Annotated in this window: 20 protein-coding genes; 19 read left to right on the top strand and 1 reads right to left on the bottom strand. The window is 41.3% G+C overall.

Features of this window, described 5'->3' with window-relative positions:
- Positions 1-7: 7 nt before the first annotated feature.
- From yqfD to AC3WTB_RS12625, 19 genes are all read left to right on the top strand, one after another.
- Complete coding sequence (yqfD, locus tag AC3WTB_RS12715) at positions 8-1,198, top strand: sporulation protein YqfD (RefSeq protein WP_058839064.1); 1,191 nt, start codon at positions 8-10, stop codon at positions 1,196-1,198.
- A 3-nt stretch (positions 1,199-1,201) separates the two neighbouring features.
- A complete protein-coding gene (locus AC3WTB_RS12710) occupies positions 1,202-2,161 on the top strand; it encodes a PhoH family protein (protein WP_099663454.1) in 960 nt (319 codons plus the stop codon).
- A gap of 114 nt (positions 2,162-2,275) precedes the next feature.
- Positions 2,276-4,387, top strand: coding sequence for an HD family phosphohydrolase (locus tag AC3WTB_RS12705; RefSeq protein WP_492333800.1), 2,112 nt, complete (start codon positions 2,276-2,278; stop codon positions 4,385-4,387).
- Complete coding sequence (gene ybeY / locus AC3WTB_RS12700) at positions 4,388-4,867, top strand: rRNA maturation RNase YbeY (protein WP_024423021.1); 480 nt, start codon at positions 4,388-4,390, stop codon at positions 4,865-4,867.
- A complete protein-coding gene (locus tag AC3WTB_RS12695; RefSeq protein WP_048238914.1) occupies positions 4,845-5,231 on the top strand; it encodes a diacylglycerol kinase family protein in 387 nt (128 codons plus the stop codon). The genes ybeY and AC3WTB_RS12695 overlap by 23 nt, the downstream gene beginning before the upstream one ends.
- Before the next feature lie 113 nt (positions 5,232-5,344).
- A complete protein-coding gene (locus tag AC3WTB_RS12690) occupies positions 5,345-5,743 on the top strand; it encodes a cytidine deaminase (RefSeq protein ID WP_008356263.1) in 399 nt (132 codons plus the stop codon).
- Positions 5,736-6,641, top strand: coding sequence for a GTPase Era (gene era, locus AC3WTB_RS12685; protein WP_007501305.1), 906 nt, complete (start codon positions 5,736-5,738; stop codon positions 6,639-6,641). The genes AC3WTB_RS12690 and era overlap by 8 nt, the downstream gene beginning before the upstream one ends.
- A 148-nt stretch (positions 6,642-6,789) precedes the next feature.
- Positions 6,790-6,933: a YqzL family protein gene (locus AC3WTB_RS12680; RefSeq protein WP_003217288.1), complete on the top strand. Its 144-nt coding sequence runs from the start codon at positions 6,790-6,792 to the stop codon at positions 6,931-6,933.
- A gap of 35 nt (positions 6,934-6,968) precedes the next feature.
- On the top strand, positions 6,969-7,739 hold the full coding sequence (gene recO / locus AC3WTB_RS12675) for a DNA repair protein RecO (protein ID WP_047202320.1): 771 nt from the start codon (positions 6,969-6,971) through the stop codon (positions 7,737-7,739).
- 330 nt (positions 7,740-8,069) lie between these two features.
- Positions 8,070-8,957, top strand: coding sequence for a glycine--tRNA ligase subunit alpha (gene glyQ, locus AC3WTB_RS12670; protein WP_012010611.1), 888 nt, complete (start codon positions 8,070-8,072; stop codon positions 8,955-8,957).
- Positions 8,950-10,995, top strand: a complete 2,046-nt coding sequence (gene glyS, locus AC3WTB_RS12665) for a glycine--tRNA ligase subunit beta (protein ID WP_492333788.1) — start codon at positions 8,950-8,952, stop codon at positions 10,993-10,995. Before glyQ ends, glyS begins: the two co-directional genes overlap by 8 nt.
- Positions 10,996-11,162: 167 nt before the next feature.
- Positions 11,163-11,801, top strand: coding sequence for a transcriptional regulator CcpN (ccpN, locus tag AC3WTB_RS12660; protein ID WP_039180035.1), 639 nt, complete (start codon positions 11,163-11,165; stop codon positions 11,799-11,801).
- A gap of 25 nt (positions 11,802-11,826) precedes the next feature.
- Positions 11,827-12,648, top strand: a complete 822-nt coding sequence (locus AC3WTB_RS12655; protein ID WP_008342399.1) for a pyruvate, water dikinase regulatory protein — start codon at positions 11,827-11,829, stop codon at positions 12,646-12,648.
- 261 nt (positions 12,649-12,909) lie between these two features.
- Positions 12,910-13,410 (top strand): YaiI/YqxD family protein, encoded by a 501-nt coding sequence (locus AC3WTB_RS12650; RefSeq protein ID WP_024423016.1) that lies wholly within the window; start codon positions 12,910-12,912, stop codon positions 13,408-13,410.
- Positions 13,411-13,443: 33 nt separating this feature from the next.
- Positions 13,444-15,273, top strand: a complete 1,830-nt coding sequence (dnaG, locus tag AC3WTB_RS12645) for a DNA primase (RefSeq protein WP_024423015.1) — start codon at positions 13,444-13,446, stop codon at positions 15,271-15,273.
- A 205-nt stretch (positions 15,274-15,478) separates the two neighbouring features.
- Complete coding sequence (gene rpoD / locus AC3WTB_RS12640; protein WP_008342392.1) at positions 15,479-16,600, top strand: RNA polymerase sigma factor RpoD; 1,122 nt, start codon at positions 15,479-15,481, stop codon at positions 16,598-16,600.
- 301 nt (positions 16,601-16,901) lie between these two features.
- The gene (gene cccA, locus AC3WTB_RS12635; RefSeq protein ID WP_034280134.1) at positions 16,902-17,261 is read left to right on the top strand and encodes a cytochrome c550; all 360 of its coding nucleotides are present in this window, start codon (positions 16,902-16,904) and stop codon (positions 17,259-17,261) included.
- 120 nt (positions 17,262-17,381) lie between these two features.
- Complete coding sequence (locus AC3WTB_RS12630) at positions 17,382-18,098, top strand: tRNA (adenine(22)-N(1))-methyltransferase (protein WP_073979119.1); 717 nt, start codon at positions 17,382-17,384, stop codon at positions 18,096-18,098.
- Entirely contained in the window at positions 18,091-19,212 is a 1,122-nt protein-coding gene (locus tag AC3WTB_RS12625) for a Nif3-like dinuclear metal center hexameric protein (RefSeq protein ID WP_492333787.1), read from the top strand. The genes AC3WTB_RS12630 and AC3WTB_RS12625 overlap by 8 nt, the downstream gene beginning before the upstream one ends.
- A 37-nt stretch (positions 19,213-19,249) precedes the next feature.
- Here AC3WTB_RS12625 and AC3WTB_RS12620 read toward each other — a convergent pair whose 3' ends face one another.
- Entirely contained in the window at positions 19,250-20,194 is a 945-nt protein-coding gene (locus AC3WTB_RS12620) for a 4-hydroxy-3-methylbut-2-enyl diphosphate reductase (protein WP_024423011.1), read from the bottom strand.
- Between the last annotated feature and the right edge of the window lie 147 nt (positions 20,195-20,341).

The raw sequence follows: 20,341 nt of genomic DNA, 5'->3' as shown, positions 1-20,341 counted from the left end.
GAGAAGCGTGAAGAATAAATGGTTCGGCTATTTTATTGGCAGAGTGGAAGTGGAGATCAAAGGAAATGGCATTGAGCGGCTCATCAATGAGTGCACGAGGCAGGGGATCACAATGTTTCAAGTGAGCCGCCGTCAAGACAGCGTGCGCTTATTTATTCGCCTATCAGATGTACATGCCTTCAGAAAGGTACGCAGACATCATGATGTGACATGTTCATTTCATCAAAAGAAGGGCTTTCCGTTTCTACTCCTTTGGTCAAGGAAGAATATCGGATTTACCCTTGGGATTGTATGCTTTCTAGTGACGATATTGGCTCTTTCAAACATGGTATGGAAAATTGATATTAAAGGAGCCAATCCAGAAACTGAACATCAAATGAGAAAGCATTTAGACGACATTGGGGTGCAAAAAGGACGTTTTCAGTTTCTAATGGGAACACCTGAAAAAATTCAAAAATCCCTGACAACCAATATTCAAAGCATCACATGGGTCGGCGTTGAACTAAACGGCACAACCTTTCAAATGAAAGTTGTGGAAAAAAATGAACCCGAAAAAGAAAAATACACGAGTCCTCAGCATATCGTCGCCAAGAAAAAGGCTGTCATCACGAGAATGTATGTAGAAAAAGGGGAGCCGCTCGCCGCGGTTGATGAACATGTAAAGAAAGGACAGATGCTTGTCTCTGGACTCATTGGCAGCGAAGATCAGCAGAAAACGGTAGGAGCCAAAGCGAAAATCTATGGTGAAACGTGGTATCGTTCTGAAGTTTCTGTCCCTCTTCGAACATCTTTTGACGTCTTTACGGGTAAAATGAAGACAAAGCACAAGCTCTCCGCATTTGGAGGCTCACTGCCATTTTGGGGCTTTTCTTTTAAAAAGGATGATTTTAAGCAGCCAAAAACAGAAACAGAAGTTCATCCGCTTCATTTCTTAAACATGCAGCTCCCATTCTCTTATGAAAAGGAAATCACACGCGAAAGTGAGAAAATAAATCGAGAATACACAAATAAAGAAGCGGTTCAAGCAGGGATTAAAATGGGTAAAAAAGAATTAGAAGAGAAGCTAGGTCAAACAGGAGAGGTGAAAAGTGAAAAAGTTTTGCACGAGACAACAGGGAATGGTAAAGTTAAGTTAATCATCCTTTACCAAGTAATAGAAGATATTGTTCAACCAACACCTATTGTTCAGGGAGACTAGAGAATGACAGAACATTTACTTGAGATTCAACAAAAATTGGATAGTCCAAACGAAGCGATTGCTTTATTTGGCAATCAAGATGCTTATCTGAAACTAATGGAAAACGAGCTGAACGTCTCCATTATTACGCGTGGAGAAAAAGTGTATGTTTCTGGTGAGGAAGCATCAAGAGATACAGTAAGCCGTTTGATCACATCTCTTTTACATCTCATCCGTAAAGGAATTGAGATATCTGAACGGGATGTCGTCTATGCCATTAAAATGGCGCAAAAAAACAAGCTGAATTATTTTGAAAATATGTATGAAGATGAAATTACGAAAAATGCCAAAGGAAAATCGATCAGGGTGAAAACAATCGGCCAGCGGGAATATGCTGCGGCGATGAAAAAAGATGACCTGGTCTTTGGAATTGGACCAGCTGGTACAGGGAAGACGTATTTGGCAGTCGTCAATGCGGTACATTCACTGAAAAATGGACATGTGAAACGGATTATCCTGACAAGACCAGCTGTTGAAGCAGGAGAGAGTCTTGGCTTTTTACCAGGCGATCTAAAGGAAAAGGTAGATCCTTATTTAAGACCACTATATGATGCCTTGCATGATGTGCTTGGCAGTGATCATACGGAACGTTTAATCGAGCGCGGCGTGATTGAAATAGCGCCCCTTGCCTATATGAGAGGCAGGACGCTTGATGATGCATTTGTTATTTTAGATGAAGCGCAGAATACAACACCTGCCCAAATGAAAATGTTTTTGACGAGACTTGGCTTTGGTTCTAAAATGGTCATTACAGGAGATATTACACAGATTGATCTGCCAAAGGGCATGCAGTCAGGTCTTGCGGCTGCAAAGGACATGCTTGCAGATATCAAGGGCATCTCATTTATTGAATTAGACCAGACAGATGTGGTCAGACACCCGCTTGTGGCGAAGATCATTGGCGCATACGAAAAGCAAAAATGAACTGAGTGACCCGATCGTCTTCATCGGGTCATTTTGTTTCGATCGTGGTTTAAAGTAAAAAAGGAGGTACTTTCCTTGAGAAAGAATCAAAAAGGCAGTAAGCGCAAAAGACTGCTGTCTAAAAAAGAACCTCAGAAAATGGAGCGCTCACGTTATTTAAATGTTTTGCTGTACGCTGCTTTAGCAGCCATTTTATTCGTGGTGCTCTTCTTCCATGTAAAGCCTGAATCGCTCGACTTAGATTTATTTTCTGTGAGCGAACAGACCATCTATTCTCCGTCAACTGTTGATGATCAAGAAGCAACAGAAGAAAAGAAACAAGAAGCAACAGATCAAGTAGAAGATCAATATACGCTCAAAAAAGCGTATTCTGATAATCGTGTAGACCTCATCTCATCCCTCTTTGAAGCCATTAAAGAAGAGAAGAAAGCAGCTGATGATAAAGAGAAAGCGCCATCAGATCAAGAAATGGTCAAGCGTGTCAAAGAAAAGCTCACAACAGATATGCAGGAAGCTGTTTCGGATCAATCCATCAAAGCACTGCTTCAGGCAAGTGATGAGAATCTCTCATTTACTAAAGATTCCATCATCACAGTGGTGAATTCACTGATGAGTAAAGAAATCACAGCAGCGAAATTACAAGATGAGAAAAAACAAGTCAAAACAGAGCTTGAAAACAATTCGATTCCATCAAAATACTTAAATGCAGCGAAAGAAATCGGTGAATTTGCGATCATCCCAAACTATGTATTTGACCCAGTGGCAACAGAGAAGAAAAGACAGGAAGCGGCTGATAATATTCAGCCAGTGCAAATTAAGCAAGGGCAAATCTTAGTTGAAGAAGGAGAGCTCATCGACCGGGAAGTTTATCGCAAATTAGAACTCACGGGTCTATTAAACAGCTCAAATTTATTTAAGCCTATAAGTGGTCTTTTCATATTAATTGGCCTGTTCTTAGCAGCGATTATTCATTCCCTTGAATCGAGAAAAAAGTCGCTTGTCCATAAGAATAAGTCATTACTGCTCTACTCGCTTATTTTTACGATTATTTTAATTATTATGGAAGTGTTCAGTCTCTTCCAGGAAACGAAATATACAACGATAGGCTATGTTGTGCCAGTGGCACTTGGCACGATGCTGATCAAACTGCTCATTAATGAGCGGTTAGCAATCTTCTCCGGTCTTGTATTTGCTCTTTGCGGCAGTATGATGTTTAATCAAGGAGTAACCGGCGTCTTTAACTATGTGATCTGCGCCTATTATCTGATGAGCGGGATGGCGGGTATTTTATTTTTAAGAAAACATAATGCAAGATCAAAAATATTGCAGGCGGGGCTTTTGGTGGCGCTGGTGAATGTACTTGTGGTTTTATCCATTACACTGATCCAAAACTCTTCACCATCAGGGCTTGAAATCGGTGTGAACCTCATAATGGCGATAGTGTCAGGGTTTGCATCATCTATCTTGGTCATTGGGTTAATGCCTGTTTTTGAGAGCATGTTTGGCATTCTTTCCACAATGAAGCTGATTGAATTATCTAACCCAAATCATCCGCTGCTCAAAAAGATTTTAACCGAGACACCAGGTACATATCATCATAGTGTCATGGTGGCGAATTTAGCGGATGCTGCATGTGAAGCAGTCGGTGCAAACGGTCTTTTAGCAAGGGTCGGCGCTTATTATCATGACATTGGAAAAACGAAAAGACCGCAATACTTTATCGAAAACCAAATGAACATTGATAATCCGCATGACAAGCTTTCTCCTCAGCTGAGTAAAAATATTATTATTGCCCATACGACAGATGGGGCTGATATGCTGAGAGAAAAGAAGTTTCCTGAAGAGCTTGTTGACATTGCAGAACAGCATCACGGAAAGTCTCTTTTAAAGTTCTTTTACTATAAGGCAAAAGAGCGTGATGATCAGGTGACAGAAGAAGAATTCCGTTACCCTGGTCCAAAGCCGCAATCAAAAGAAGCAGCGATTATTTCTGTGGCTGACAGCGTTGAAGCGGCGGTTCGTTCCATGCATAATCCAAATCCAGAGCGGATTGAAAAGCTTGTCAAAGGCATTATTTCAGATAAAATGCAGGACGGGCAATTTAGTGAATGTGACCTGACATTTAAAGAATTAAATATTATTAGCCAAACGATTTGTACAACATTAAAGGGGATTTTTCATTCTCGGATTGAATATCCAGATGCCCCGAAGCAGAAGGTGAAGTAAATGACATTGTTAATCGATTTAATAGATGAAACAGGACAAGTATCAAAAGAGCAGCTTGAAGAAGTGGAAAAGCTTCTTCAGTTTGCTGCAGACGAACTTGAGGTCAAGGATCAAGCGGAAGTATCAGTGACGATTGTTTCGAATGAAGAAATTCATCAAATCAATAAAGAATACCGCGGAAAAGACGCACCAACGGATGTGATCTCCTTTGCACTTGAAGAAGAAGGAGAAGGGGAGATTGAAATCATTGGAGCGGATGATATCCCGCCTGTACTTGGTGACATTATCATTAGTGTGGATCGAACGAAAGAGCAGGCGGAGGAATATGGACATTCCTTTATGAGAGAGCTTGGATTCTTAACGATTCATGGCTTCCTTCATTTGCTCGGGTATGATCATATGACAGAGGAAGATGAAAAAGAAATGTTCGCCAAACAGACAAAAATCTTGGATGATTATGGCCTTTCGAGATCATCGTAAGAAAAGAAGGCCGCTCGCCCGTTTTTTTCGGAGTTTTTATTATGCATTTAGAGGAATATGGCGAACTTTCTTGAATGAACGGAATTTTCGATTTCACACAGTCGCAGCCATCATCGTGGTGATCTGCGGCTTTTGGTTCCGCATTGAACCATTTGAATGGCTGATCGTTCTTCTTCTATGCGGGGGGATGTTTGCGCTTGAACTTGTCAATACAGCCATTGAACATACAGTGGATCTGATGACAGAAGAAAGACACCCGCTTGCAGAGAGAGCGAAGGACGCTGCGGCAGGCGCTGTTTGCGTTTACGCCGCGATTTCGGTTATGATTGGGTTGATCATCTTCTTACCGAAGATCATGCAATAGAACAATATTACTATTTATTAACATTTTTAGAAATGGGCGTGAAAATGTCACGTGAATTATGTAAAATATAAATGTGACAGTGGTACCATTTCTTCTGAAAGTGGGAACTAGGAATGAACAAACAAGAGTTGATTTCAGAAGCAATCAAAGCAAGAGATTTTGCATATGTACCCTATTCTAAATTCAAAGTCGGTGCAGCGTTACTGTCGAATGATGGAAAAGTGTATGGCGGCTGCAACATTGAAAATGCAGCATATGGTATGTGTAATTGTGCGGAAAGAACAGCACTTTTTAAAGCCTATTCAGAAGGCATTACATCTTTTCAAATGTTAGCAGTGGTGGCTGATACAGACCGTCCTGTTTCGCCGTGCGGCGCATGCAGACAGGTCATTTCAGAGCTATGTGCACCTGACATGCCAGTGATTCTAACGAACTTAAAAGGACATATATACGAAACAACAGTAAACGAACTATTGCCAGGAGCATTTTCACCGGAGGATTTAAATGACTAACGAAAGCTTCAAATCAGGATTTGTATCAATTATTGGAAGACCAAATGTAGGGAAATCAACCTTTCTTAATCGTGTTATTGGACAAAAGATCGCCATCATGAGCGATAAGCCCCAAACGACGCGAAACAAAGTGCAAGGTGTCCTGACAACGAACACATCACAAACGATCTTTATCGATACACCGGGGATTCATAAACCTAAGCATAAGCTTGGTGATTTTATGATGAGGGTGGCTCAAAATACACTGAAGGAAGTCGACCTGATCTTATTTATGATCAACGCACAGGAAGGCTATGGCAAAGGTGATGAATTCATCATTGAACGACTAAAGCAAACATCTACACCGGTGTTCCTTGTCGTGAATAAAATTGACCAAATTCATCCAGATGAACTGTTCCTTTTAATTGATGAATACCGCACACGTTATCCATTCAAGGAAATTGTGCCAATTTCAGCTCTTGAAGGAAACAATATCGACACGCTTCTTCAGCAGATTGAAGGTTATCTTCCAGAGGGCCCTCAATTTTATCCGGCAGATCAAGTAACAGATCATCCAGAACGGTTTATTATTTCTGAATTAATTCGTGAAAAAGTGCTGCATTTAACGAGAGAAGAGATTCCGCACAGTATTGCGGTTGCGATTGAATCAATTAAGCCAGATGAAAATGGCAAGATCCATGTCGCGGCAACCATTGTCGTAGAACGTGATTCGCAAAAAGGGATCGTCATTGGTAAACGAGGCAGCTTGTTAAAAGAAGTGGGACAAAAAGCGCGCAGAGATATTGAAGCACTTCTAGGCTCAAAAGTGTATTTAGAGCTTTGGGTCAAAGTTCAGAAGGACTGGCGTAATAAATCCACTCACCTTCGTGACTTCGGATTTAGAGAAGACGAATATTAAAAAATCGCTGCATTTGTCAGTAAATCTGACAATGGTGCGGTTCGATTAGTAAAAATTGTTTATCATGAAATGGAGGTAGCCTGGTCAAGATAAAATTAATATGTTGGATGTAGCGTTGCTGCTTCTAATAAAGAAAGGTGGGGTTTTTATGTTGAATTTTACATGGAACGTATTTTCACAAACAGGAAGCGTTGACACGTATCTGCTTTTCAAAGAGTTAGAAAAGGAGAACCTGGAAAGACCCGATGTACTTGAAGAAGAAATAGCACGATTTGATTTTCCAATTTTATAATTCTTGACCCCCTCCAGCGCTCGGAGTGTAGACAAATGCTCATTAAAAGTGAAGGAATCGTCCTTAGAACAACAGATTATGGCGAAACAAACAAAATTGTCACGCTGCTCACTAGAGAACATGGAAAAATTGGCGTGATGGCAAGAGGCGCAAAAAAATCAAACAGCCGCCTGTCAGCCATAAGCCAGCCGTTTTTATACGGCACCTTTCTTATCCAATCATCAACAGGACTTGGAACGCTCCAGCAAGGCGAAATGATTGAAAGTATGCGGGCCATTCGGGAAGATTTATTTCTGACCGCATATGCCGCATATATGACGGAATTGATTGATAAAGGGACAGAAGAAAAAAAGCCAAACCCTTATTTGTTTGAGCTTCTGCTTCAATCTCTGCGTCATCTCAACGAAGGCACAGATGCTGATATTATTTTATTTATCGTAGAGGTTAAAATGTTATCAGTGATGGGGATGAAGCCTGAACTTGATCAATGTGTTCACTGTGGTCAAAAAGAAGGGCAGTTCCATTTCTCGATAAGAGATAACGGCTTTATTTGTCAAAATTGTTTTTCGAAAGATCCATATAAACTGCCCTTATCCCCCGCAGCTGCAAGGCTGCTCCGTTTGTTTCATTATTTTGATTTATCAAGGCTTGGTCAGGTTGATGTGAAGCCTCAGACGAAACAAGAAATTCGTCAAGTGCTTGATCACTACTATGACGAATATTCCGGCCTCTATTTAAAATCAAAAAAATTCATGAATCAGATGGAATCCATGAAAAAGCTAATGGGTGACGAAAACAAAAGTTGACATCTCCCATGACTTTTTGTAAGATCATCTAAGATAAAATATGTTGCATTGACAGAAAGAAGTACTTACGTAAAATCCATAAAAAGCGACCTTAGGGCGGTGTGAGCTAAGGATGGAGGCGTAACGAAAGGCATTCTTGAGCAGCGTAAAACAAAGCGGCTGGATGCTACGACACCAGCAAATAGGGTGGAACCGCGGGAAAAACTCTCGTCCCTATGTTTGCAAAGAACCTTGCGAGCATAGAGACGGGAGTTTTTGTGTTCTCTTACAAGGTTCTAATCCCACCCGCCATACATAGCGGTTGGTGTAGAAAAGATGGAGGTGCGATCATTGAATATTCAAGACATGATTTTGACGCTGCAAAAGCATTGGTCAAATGAAGGCTGCGTATTAATGCAGGCTTATGACACAGAAAAAGGTGCCGGAACGATGAGTCCATACACGTTCCTCAGAAGCATCGGCCCAGAGCCATGGAAGGTAGCATATGTAGAGCCTTCAAGACGCCCAGCTGATGGCAGATATGGAGAAAACCCAAATAGATTGTATCAGCATCATCAATTTCAAGTGATCATTAAGCCATCACCTGACAATATTCAAGAACTATATCTTGAATCATTGAAAGCACTTGGCATTGACCCGCTGAAACATGACATTCGTTTTGTGGAAGATAACTGGGAAAATCCATCTCTTGGCTGTGCAGGACTTGGCTGGGAAGTATGGCTTGATGGGATGGAAATTACGCAATTCACGTATTTCCAACAAGTCGGCGGATTAGAATGTAAGCCCGTTTCTGTTGAAATCACATACGGTATTGAACGTCTTGCTTCTTACATCCAGGACAAAGAAAATGTCTTCGATCTTGAATGGACAGACGGATTTACGGTCAGAGATTTATTCTTAATGGCTGAATATGAGCACTCTGTTTATACATTTGAAACATCTAATACTGACATGCTGTTCGAGCTATTTACAACCTATGAGAAAGAAGCACACAGTCAAATGGACAAAGGACTTGTTCACCCGGCATACGATTATGTCCTCAAATGCTCTCATACGTTTAACCTGCTCGATGCAAAGGGCGCTATTTCTGTGACTGAGCGGACTGGTTATATCGGAAGAGTGCGTCAGTTAGCAAGAAAAGTAGCCAAAACCTATTATGAAGAACGCGAAAAATTGGGATTCCCTATGCTAAAAGAGGAGGCGGCTTCTCATGAATAAACAAGATGTATTACTTGAAATCGGCTTAGAAGAGATGCCGGCTCGTTTCATGCCAGAAAGCACAAAACAGCTAGGTGAGAAAGTAAAAGCATGGTTTGAAACGCAAAATATTTCATTCGAAGAGACTGCTTTATTCAACTCACCAAGACGTCTTGCTGTACTTGTGAAAGGTGTTGCAGAAAAACAAGAAGACATCAAAGAAGAAGCAAAAGGTCCAGCTAAAAAGATTGCCCAAGATGCTGAAGGCAATTGGACAAAAGCTGCTGAAGGCTTCGCCCGGGGCCAAGGTGCTTCAACAGATGATCTCTATTTCAAAGAGATCAAAGGAGTGGATTATGTCCATGTCCAAAAGTTTCAAGAAGGGAAGCAAGTCAAAGACCTTCTCCCAGCGTTAGGTGAGATCGCTGCTTCATTAAGCTTTCCAAAGAACATGAGATGGGGAAGCGAAGATTTACGCTATATCCGTCCGATTAAATGGATTGTTTGTTTATTTGGACAAGAGATTGTACCTGTTGAAATTGCCGGGGTGAAAAGCGGCCGTGAAACAAGAGGACATCGTTTCCTTGGTACGACAGCCAGCATTGACTCACCTGCTTCTTATGAACAAACTCTGCGCGATCAATTTGTGATTGCAGACTCAGATAAAAGAAAACAATTAATTACTGAACAGCTAAATGCACTATCTTCAGAAAAAGGCTGGGTCATTCCTGTTGATCCTGAACTTCTAGAAGAAGTGAACGATCTTGTAGAATATCCAACTGTGCTGTCTGGTTCCTTTGAAGAGGAGTTTCTTGCATTGCCGGAAGAAGTATTGGTGACAACAATGAAAGAGCATCAACGCTACTTCCCTGTGAAAAATGAGCAAGGAGAATTATTGCCGCATTTTATTACAGTCAGAAATGGAAACAGTGAGGCGCTGGAAAATGTCGCAAGAGGGAACGAAAAAGTACTTCGCGCACGTTTATCGGATGCTGCATTCTTCTATAAAGAAGACGAAAAACTAGTGATTGAAGACAATATTAAAAAGCTTGATAAAGTGGTATTCCATGAGAAACTTGGAACAATCGGCGACAAGCTGAAGAGAGTGACAGACATTGCAACCCGTCTAGCGGCGCATGTCGGAGCAGATGACGAAACAACTAAACGTGTGGCTAGAGCCGCAAGTATTTCGAAGTTTGACCTTGTGACTCAAATGGTCTATGAATTCCCTGAATTACAAGGAATCATGGGTGAGAAATATGCAAGAGCTCTTGGTGAACATGAAGAAGTGGCAAGAAGCATTAACGAGCATTATATGCCGCGCTTTGCTGGAGACGAGGCGCCGTCTACTTTGATTGGTGCGATTGTGGCAGTAGCAGATAAGCTCGACTCTATTTGTTCATTCTTCTCAATCGATGTGATCCCTACAGGTTCTCAAGATCCTTATGGACTTAGAAGACAAGCGAGTGGTATCGTTCAAATCCTGCTCGACCGTCATTGGAATATTTCATTTAAAGAGCTGTTAGCACTTGCTCAAGTAAAGACAGAACATGAAGCTGCTCTAATTGAATTTTTAACGCATCGTTTAAAATATGTTCTTCAAGCAGAGCATATCCGCCATGATGTTGTTGATGCAGTGCTTGATGTTGAAAATATTGAGCCATATGCAGTCGTCAAAAAAGCAGCTGTTCTTGAAGAGAGTGTAAAACAAGAAAGCTTCAAAGAAACGGCTGAAGCATTGGGACGTGTCATTTCAATCAGTAAAAAAGGCGAAGACACAGAGATTCAGCCTGAACTGTTTGAAAATGAACATGAGCAAAAGCTGTTTGAGGCGTATCAGCAAGTAGAGAAAGCTGTCAAGGACCATGTAGCAGCAGGACAATACAGCTTGGCACTTGAGGCGCTGGATACGTTAAAAACACCGATCGTTCATTATTTCGATCACACAATGGTTCATGCGGATGATGAAAAACTGAAGCGAAATCGTTTGGCACAGATGGTCAAACTGGCCAAAGTGATTCAATCATTTGCGAATATGAACAATTTAATTGTAAAATAAATACCTAAGAACGGTTGCCTTTTCCGAAGGGCAATCGTTTTTTACTCATTTAATTCACGGTTTTTGAGTGGATTTTTGTTTCATTCGGACAAAGATGCGCTATAATATGATGAGTTATGAAAATGATATACATAAAATAAAGATTTCGCTCTCTCTATTTAAAGGTGGTGAGTACAATCGAGTTAAATAAACGGCAAGAGCAGATTTTACAGATTGTCAAAGAGAATGGTCCGATCACTGGAGAGCATATCGCCGATCGGCTGAACTTAACAAGGGCGACCCTCAGACCGGATTTAGCCATTTTAACAATGTCAGGCTTTTTAGAAGCAAGACCAAGGGTCGGCTACTTTTTCACAGGAAAAACAGGCACGCAGCTTCTCGCAGATAAGCTGAAAAAACTTCAAGTGAAAGACTTTCAATCCATTCCAGTGGTGATACATGAGAATGTTTCGGTTTATGATGCGATTTGTACGATGTTTTTAGAGGATGTGGGCACATTATTCGTTGTGGATGATCACTCTATTTTAACAGGCGTGTTATCAAGAAAAGACCTCCTTCGCGCAAGTATAGGGAAACAGGAGCTTCCATCTATCCCTGTCCATATTATTATGACAAGAATGCCGAACATCACCGTTTGCCGCAAAGAAGATTTCATTATGGATGTGGCGAAGCACTTGATTGAAAAGCAAATAGATGCACTTCCTGTGATAAAAGATACGGAAAAAGGCTTTGAAGTGGTCGGAAGAATCACGAAAACAAACATGACGAAAATACTTGTCAGCTTATCGGAGAACGAAATAATCTAATGACAGAAGACTGCGAGGGGATGTTATGAGTAATCGCGTAATTTTTGTGGTATCAGATTCAGTAGGAGAAACGGCAGAGCTCGTGGTCAAAGCGGCACTTAGCCAATTTGATGGCGGCTCATCAGACCATTCAAATATTAGAAGAATCCCGTATGTAGAGGATGTTGGTACGATTAAAGAAGTCATTTCACTGGCGAAAGCAGATAATGGGATCGTCTGCTTTACTCTTGTTGTGCCAGAAATGCGCCAATTCTTAATCGAGGAAGCAGAAGCAAACGGTGTTGTTTATTATGACATCATCGGTCCACTCATTGATAAAATGGAGACGGCATATGGAAATGAAGCGAAACATGAGCCGGGTCGTGTACGTCAATTAGATGAGGACTATTTTAAAAAGGTAGAAGCCATCGAGTTCGCTGTGAAATACGATGACGGCAGAGACCCAAGAGGTATTCTAAAGGCTGATATTGTGCTTATTGGTGTATCACGCACGTCTAAGACACCATTATCTCAATATTTGGCGCATAAACGGCTGAAGGTAGCGAACGTACCAATTGTACCTGAAGTTGATCCGCCAGAAGAGCTATTTTCAGTTGATCCGAAGAAATGTATCGGTTTGAAAATTAGTCCAGACAAATTAAATCATATTCGCAAAGAGCGTTTAAAATCTCTTGGTTTAAATGATCGCGCTATTTATGCGAACATTGAGCGGATTAAAGAGGAACTAGAGTATTTTGAAAAAGTGGTTGACCGCATTAACTGTCAAGTTGTTGATGTATCGAATAAAGCAGTTGAGGAAACGGCAAATGTCATTCATCAAATGCTGACCAAAAGAGGTTCCGAATAAACTCAGGATGCTCCTCCTGGGTTTTTCCTATGGTGGGAAACGGGTAAACAAAAACAATAGCATATTTGCTGCATTTGTATTATAATAAAAAATTGTGATAAAATGATTGATTTTAGGTTTAAGTTAAGTCAAGAACGAATAAACTAATATTGGCAGAAGTCAAGTGATTCTGAACATAACTTTTCGACAAAATGAGTTTTACTGTTGATTGCTTTATGGGGGAAAAGTATGGTCTTTTTGCTTCTCTAAAGCAGGAATAAGGTGGAGGGATGGAGAATTAGTCACCTGAATGAACGTAAAAAAGAGAGGACGATTTATGTCGATGCAGATGCTTGTCCTGTAAAAGACGAAATCCTTTCTGTCGCATCTCAATTTCAAGTACCAGTGACATTCATTGCTTCATATGAGCATTTTCAAACCAAAAGATCTCCACTTGAAGATTGGCGGTTTGTAGATACACATAAGGAAGCAGCGGACTTAGTCATTGCCAACTCAGCTGCCGCACATGATATTGTCGTCACCCAAGACATTGGTCTTGCCTCCTTACTGCTTCCGAGACAGGTCATTGTTCTGTCTGAAAGAGGACGAATGTACACAAACGAAACAATTGATTTTGATTTGGAACGCAGGCATGTTTCCAGCAAACAGCGAAGAAAAGGTGTATACGGAAAAGGTCCCAAAAAGCTTTTAGAAGAGGATAAGAAGCGATTTATGGCGCAACTACAAAAAATCCTGTCGAATCATGAAGGATTTTTAAATTAAAAGGCGAATAATGTACGACGGAGTGTTATTAGGATGAGCAAACGTATACCAGATGAACTTTTGGAGCAGATCCAAAAAAACGCAGACATTGTCGAAGTGATTGGAGAATACGTACAGCTTAGAAAGCAAGGTCGAAATTACTTCGGTCTTTGTCCATTCCATGGTGAAAATACTCCTTCATTCTCTGTTTCAGCAGATAAGCAAATCTTCCATTGTTTTGGCTGTGGTGCAGGAGGCAATGTGTTTTCGTTCCTCAGACAAATGGAAGGCTACTCATTTATTGAAGCCGTTTCACATGTGGCTGATAAGTACCATATTGATCTGCCTGATCAGGTGGCGAATGCTCAGATGAGTTCCTCTCAGCAAGAGGACACAGCAGATCATAAAATGATTGAGGCCCATGAGCTTCTTAAGAAATTTTACCACCATTTGCTGGTAAATACAAAGGAAGGTCAAAACGCACTCGATTATTTACGGTCCAGAGGCTTTACGGATGAAACAATTGCCAAGTTTGAGATCGGGTATGCTCTTGATTCTTGGGATTTCGTGACCAAGTTTTTAGAAAAACGAGGATTTGATCCTGTGATGATGGAGAAGGCTGGTCTTTTGATTCAACGTGAAAACGGCACAGGCTTTTTTGACCGCTTTAGAGATCGTGTCATGTTTCCCATTCATGATCATCATGGAACGGTCATCGCTTTTTCCGGAAGATCGCTTGGTGATCAGCAGCCTAAATATATGAATAGTCCTGAAACGCCGCTTTTTCATAAAAGTAAGCTGCTTTATCACTTTCATGACGCACGTATGCATATTCGCAAACGCGAACGCGCAGTTCTTTTTGAAGGGTTTGCAGACGTCATCTCAGCTGTTACATCAGGTGTCGGTGAAAGTGTTGCAACAATGGGTACGTCTCTTACAGAAGAGCACGTAAAGCTTCTCAGGCGGAACGTAGAAGAGATCATCCTTTGCTATGACTCTGATACGGCCGGATACGAAGCGACCATGAAAGCATCAGATTTGCTTGGAAAAAGAGGATGTAAAGTTCGCGTTGCCATGATACCAGATGGACTTGATCCAGATGACTACATTCGTAAATATGGCGGCGAGAAATTTAGGAATGACATCATAGATGCAAGTGTGACATTAATGACGTTTAAGATGAATTTTTTCCGAAGAGGAAAAAACTTATCAGACGAAGGAGACCGTCTTACTTATATGAAGCAGGTTCTCCGAGAAATCAGCCGGTTAAACGGCTCTTTGGAGCAAGAGATTTACATGAAACAGCTTGCTGGGGAGTTTTCGATCTCACTTGATTCATTAAAAGAACAACTGGAGCTGTTTGAAAAGCAGCAGCGGCAAGAAACCAAAAGCACGCAGGAAGAAAACGGGCTTGAAAAACGGCGTGCACATCTGTCAACACAAGTGAGAAGAAAGCGTCTGCGGCCGGCATATGAAAATGCAGAACGAATGCTGCTTGCTCATATGTTAAAAAGCGATGACGTGATCCGCAAAGTACTTGACAGAATCGGGATTGAATTTAATATAGATTCGCACAGGGCGCTGGCAACGTACATTTATGCCTTGTATGAAGAAGGCAAAGAACCAACGCCGCAGCATCTGATGAACCGGATAGAAGATGATGTCATGAATCAGCTGCTGACGGATATATTGATGATTCAAGTCGGAGACGAACTAAGTGAAGCTGAATTAAGTGATTATGTAAAAAAAGTGTTGAATCATCGGAATTTGTCAATGATAAAGGAAAAAGAACTAGAACGTGCAGAAGCGGAGAGGCAAAAAGATTTCTTCAAAGCGGCAACACTTGCAAAAGAAATTATTCAGTTGAACCGTTCGCTGAAGTAATACGTCTATTATTAATGACAGGACTTACGGCTGGCAATGAATCCTTTATGGGAGGAGCATAAGACCGCAAGCATCTTGCCTTCATCATTATTTATTTTATTCCTATTTGCTTCGTCTTCTGTTTGACAGAGAGAGAAAAGCAGGGCGGAAGCAAATCGCAAGTTACTTTAGAATTCGTTGCAAGCTTTGGAAGGAGGGATCCATAATGGCTGATAAACAAGCCCACGAAACCGAAACTGAATTAACCTTTGAACAGGTGAGAGATAAGCTCACTGAAACGGGTAAAAAACGGGGCGTTTTAACATACGAAGAAATTGCAGAGCGTATGTCTAGCTTTGAAATTGAATCAGACCAAATGGATGAATACTATGAATACTTAGGCGAACAGGGTGTAGAGCTCATTAGTGAAAACGAAGAGACAGAAGACCCAAATGTTCAGCAGCTGGCTAAAGCGGAAGAAGAATTTGACCTGAATGATTTAAGCGTACCACCAGGTGTCAAAATCAATGACCCTGTTCGTATGTACTTAAAAGAAATCGGACGCGTCAATTTGTTATCTGCTAAAGAAGAAATTACGTATGCTCAAAAGATCGAAGAGGGCGATGAGGAATCAAAAAGAAGATTAGCGGAAGCGAACCTTCGTCTCGTTGTCAGCATTGCGAAACGCTATGTCGGTCGTGGTATGCTGTTCCTTGACTTGATTCAAGAAGGAAACATGGGTCTGATGAAGGCGGTTGAGAAGTTTGATTACCGCAAAGGATATAAATTCTCAACATATGCGACTTGGTGGATTAGACAGGCGATCACACGTGCGATTGCCGATCAGGCGAGAACAATCCGGATCCCGGTTCATATGGTGGAAACCATTAATAAATTGATCCGTGTTCAAAGACAGCTTCTGCAAGACTTAGGCAGAGAACCAACGCCTGAAGAAATTGCTGAAGACATGGATTTAACTCCAGAAAAGGTAAGAGAGATTCTTAAAATTGCGCAAGAGCCTGTATCTTTAGAAACACCTATTGGTGAAGAAGATGACTCGCATCTTGGTGATTTTATCGAAGACCAAGAGGCGACATCTCCATCTGACCACGCTGCGTACGAACTCTTAAAAGAGCAGCTTGAAGATGTATTAGACACGCTGACGGACCGTGAAGAAAATGTGCTGAGACTACGTTTCGGACTAGACGACGGAAGAACACGCACGTTAGAAGAGGTTGGTAAGGTGTTCGGCGTAACAAGAGAGCGTATCCGACAAATTGAAGCGAAAGCTCTTCGTAAATTAAGACACCCAAGCAGAAGTAAACGATTAAAAGACTTCTTAGAGTAGAAACCGGACGGATCTTGAAAGAGATCCGTTCTTTCTTATCAAAAATGAAAACGCTTTTTTCAATCTGATTATATTTTACTGAATAACAAATGAATTTGCAACGTTCTTAGAGAAAAGATGTATAAAAAATACATCTAAATGTGCTGAAGGCTTCGTTTCTCATCTTGAATCATTTTTGTCTAATCTGTGAACTTGACCAAAGTTTTGTATCATAATTCGTTTACTTTTTGTAAAATTAAAGTAGAATTAGAATTGTTTGCATAGTCTCAAAGGGGTTTTCACAAAGGGGAGGATGAAAGAAATGAAACGGAATCCACTTATACCATTTTTATTGATTGCCATTTTAGGTATTGGACTCACTTTTTTCTTATCAATGAAGGGGCTGAAAGATGAAGAAAAAATTGCCTCAGGGGGCAAAGAGCAAAAGCAAGAAGAGACAGCAAATGCGACGCCGGAAGAATTGTATAAACAGAACTGTCTAAGCTGTCACGGGGAAAACTATGAAGGCGGAGCAGGTCCTGCTTTAAAAGGTGTTGGAGACAAGCTTGAAGTAGCTGACATCAAGAAGAAAATTCAAGAAGGCGGCAACGGGATGCCAGGCGGGCTGATTCCGAATGAAAAGCTCGATGAAATGGCGGAATGGGTATCTAAAATTAAATAACCGTACACAAAAAGCTCTTTTTCAAAAGAAGAGCTTTTTTCATTTGAAAACGACTTTTAAAAAGTCCATAATTTATATAAGATAGACAAGTATGAACATTAAAGAAAAGTAGTGATACGTATGAATGAAATGAATTTATCCAAACGATTAAAAAAAGTCGCAGACTTTTTACCAGATGAGGCAGTCTTCGCTGATATCGGCTCAGACCATGCCTATTTGCCATGCTATGCGATCCTGCATCAAAAAGCAGTGAAAGCCATTGCTGGTGAAATTACCGATGGACCGCTCCAATCGGCGCAGCAGCAAGTACATAGACTTGAATTAGATGAACAAATATCGGTCAGAAAAGGAAATGGCCTTGAAGTCATTGAAAAAGGCGAAGTGAATGCAGTGACGATTGCAGGTATGGGCGGGGCACTCATCGCAAGCATTCTAAATGATGGAAGGCATAAGCTCGCAGGCCATGAGCGGCTCATTCTTCAGCCGAATATCCATGCCCACCATATTCGTTTATGGCTTTATCAAGAGGGGTATGAATTGATGGATGAAGTCATTTTAGAAGAGGACGGCAAAATATACGAAATCATCATCGCAGAAAAAGGCGATAAAGATAAAGCTTATGAAGGAATGTCACTTGAAGCAGGCATGCTCGTTGGTCCGTTTCTTGCGAAAGAGCAAAATGATGTCTTCCAGCGCAAGTGGATGCAAGAGCTTCAGCATATGGAGAAGATAGAAAGTCAAATTCAGCAGGCAGCACGGACAGAAGAAAACAAAGAGCGCCTTGAAGAGCTGAATGCGAAAATAAAGACGTTAAAGGAGGTTTTGACTGTTGGCTAAAACAGTAAACGGGCATGAAATCATCCAATTGTTTGAACAATTTTCACCAAAGGCATATGCCATGGAAGCTGATAAAATTGGTCTCCAGATTGGAACATTAAATAAAAAAATAAGTAATGTGATGATCACCCTAGATGTATTAGAGAATGTAGTAGATGAGGCGATCGAGCGAAAAGTGGATCTCATTATTGCGCACCATCCGCCGATTTTTCGTCCATTAAAACATGTAGCGACAGATCAGCCAGCTGGACGGATCATTGAAAAATGCATCAAACATGATATTGCGGTATATGTGGCACATACGAATTTAGACGTAGCTGATGGCGGAGTCAATGACTTGCTTGCTGAGGCTTTAGAGCTTGAGGACACAAGTGTGTTAGTGCCGACATACGAGGATCCAATCAAACAGCTTGCTTTGTATGTCCCTGAAGAGTTTGAAGAGGCCATCCGGACAGCTTTAGGAAATGCGGGCGCAGGACATATCGGCAACTACAGCCATTGTGCGTTTTCAAATGAAGGGACAGGCAGCTTTTTGCCATCAGAAGAAGCTAAGCCGTTTATTGGGGAGTCGGGTCAATTAGAATTTGTGAAAGAAGTGCGGATTGAAACCATTTTCCCAGCAAGTATAGAAAAACAAGTGATTCGCGACATGATCAAAGCACATCCTTATGAAGAAGTCGCCTATAGTGTACACACGACAGATCTTCCTCCTATTCAAAAAGGCCTTGGCCGTATTGGAGAGCTAAATGAGCCTATGACACTTAGAGATTTCACACAATTTGTGAAAACGAAGCTAGATGTGAATGGTGCTCGTTTTGTAGGAGATCAAGACGCTGTAGTGAAAAAAGTGGCGGTGCTTGGCGGAGACGGAAATAAATACATCCATCAAGCGAAAAGAATGGGTGCAGATGTGTATGTGACAGGAGACCTTTATTTCCATGTTGCGCATGATGCCATGATGCTTGGGCTGAACGTAGTGGACCCAGGGCATTATGCTGAAAAGATTATGAAAGAGGGCGTAAAGGCGAAGCTTCAATCGCTATGTGCAGATAAAAAGTATGACGTACAGCTCTTTGTTTCTGAATCAAACACAAACCCATTTCAATTTATGTAAACAAAAAACGTCAGAGCATATCCGCTCTGACGTTTTCTTATTTCTTTGTTTTGACGCGAGGTAAAATTTTAGAAAGAGGAACGGTCCGTTCAATCTTCCAAGTCGTTTCATCATCCGGTTCATAGTTTTCTAAGAAACGAATGACTTCCTTTGTAATAGGTGTTGGTGTTGAAGCACCAGCAGTAACAGCAACGGTTTTGACGCCCTGCAGCCATTCCAGCTTGAGTTCACTTAAATCGCCAATACGGTAAGCCTGCGTTCCGGCTATCTCCATTGACACTTGTGCGAGACGGTTGGAGTTATTACTTTTTGGATCGCCGACAACAATGGTTAAATCGGCTTGACCAGCTTGCTGCGAGACAGCTTCCTGACGCACCTGTGTCGCAAGGCAAATTTCTTGATGATACTCGACGTGAGGGTATTTCTCTTTAATCAGCTCCATCAGATCGTGGACATCCCATTGAGACATCGTCGTTTGGTTCGTGATGAGAAGTTTTTCTGATGTTAAATCGAGCGCCTCAATATCGGCTTCTGTTTCGACAAGATGTACCTTGTCAGGGGCTACTCCGACAGCTCCTTCTGGCTCAGGATGACCTTTTTTCCCAATATAAATAATGTCATAGCCATCGGCTGTTTTCTCTGAAATGAGTTCGTGGGTTTTCGTGACATCAGGACAGGTCGCATCAATGGCGACAAGGCCCTTTTCTTCTGCGATTTGACGAACCTCAGGAGAAACGCCGTGAGCCGTGAAAATGACTGTTCCGCTTTCTACCTGCTTTAAAATGTCTAAGCGGTTTGGTCCGTCCAGTGTGTAGATTCCATCTTCCTCGAAGGCATCAGTGACATGTTTGTTGTGCACAATCATACCTAATATATAAATGGGGCGTGGCAAATTCTTATCAAGTGCGGCATTTTTAGCAATGACCATTGCATCCACAACGCCATAGCAATAGCCACGCGGCGATATTTTAATTACATTCATTTATTCGTCCTCCTGTAGGGAAGTGCTGCTAGAGAAGAACAATATAAAAAGCCGTAAAAAACGGCTTTTTATCATTCTCTTGCTTCCATTATAGCCAAAGTAAGCGTATATATCAAAGATTGTTATACGCAGTGAACACTTCGCCGT

It is taken from the genome of Bacillus sp. EB106-04-04-XG123, assembly GCF_058791855.1.
Note: the sequence above shows the minus strand (reverse complement) of the source record. Positions and strands in the feature narration are given on the sequence as shown.